The organism is Vibrio sp. YT-19(2023) (assembly GCF_033337395.1).
This window is the reverse complement of record NZ_JAWOQN010000204.1, coordinates 1-962: the sequence shown is the minus strand read 5'-3', so window position 1 is coordinate 962 and position 962 is coordinate 1. Positions and strand designations below refer to the sequence as shown.

Here is a 962-nt window from a genome sequence, read left to right as displayed (position 1 = left end):
CGGCCAGTCGCAAACTTGTCGATGAGTACTTCGCTGCTTTAATGCAGGATTTGAAGGAGAAAGCGGCACTGCCTTGGACGCAAAGCGGCATCTTCCATGCGGTTTACATTGGTGGTGGAACGCCGACCGATCTTTCTCCCGAACAAGTTCGCGTGCTGGGGCTGGCCATTCATGATTATTTCCCTCTCGCGTCTGATTGCGAAATTACTTTAGAAGGGCGCATCAATCGTTTTTCCGATGAGTTGTATCAAGGTGCGTTAGATGGCGGCTTTAATCGCTTCTCTTTTGGTGTGCAGAGCTTCAACACTCAAGTTCGTCGCAGTGCAAAGCGTCTTGATGATAGAGAAGACGTACTTAAACGCGTTTCGGAACTGGCGAAGGAAGACAAAATCCCAGTCATCATCGACTTGTTGTACGGCTTGCCTTATCAAACCAAAGAAATACTTGAACAAGATCTTAACGATTTTATGTCGACAGGCGCGCATGGCTTGGATTTGTATCAGTTGGTCGTGGGTGGCACTGCGCCAATGCTCAATCTCGTTGAAAAAGGCAAGATCCCCCCACCAGCGACGACGCCAGAGAAAGCGGGCATGTATGAGCTGGGTGTGAACTTTATGGCGAAGCACCATATGAAGCAGTTGAGCGTGAACCACTGGGCCGTCGATAACCGTGAGCGTAGCCTATACAACAGCTTAGCCAAGACGTACGCAGAAGTGTTGCCGATTGGATGCGGTGCTGGTGGCAACATTGGCGGCTACGGGATGATGCTGCACCGCACTTTAGACACCTACATCAAAGCGGTGAATGAAGGGCAAAGTACGATTGCGATGATGATGAAGCACAGCCCATTAGAGCCATTATTTGCAGCGCTAAAATCCGGATTTGACCGCGGCATTGTTCAGGCAAGTAAACTGCCGATGTTTATGGGTAGCGATACGTTCGATTTTCTCATGCCGCTGTTT

The 962-nt window shown here is 49.7% G+C and carries 1 protein-coding gene; it reads left to right on the top strand.

Annotation, left to right across the window (positions count from 1 at the left end):
* On the top strand, positions 1-962 hold a 962-nt coding region (gene hutW / locus R7E78_RS24885), incomplete at both ends, for a heme anaerobic degradation radical SAM methyltransferase ChuW/HutW (RefSeq protein WP_318058443.1).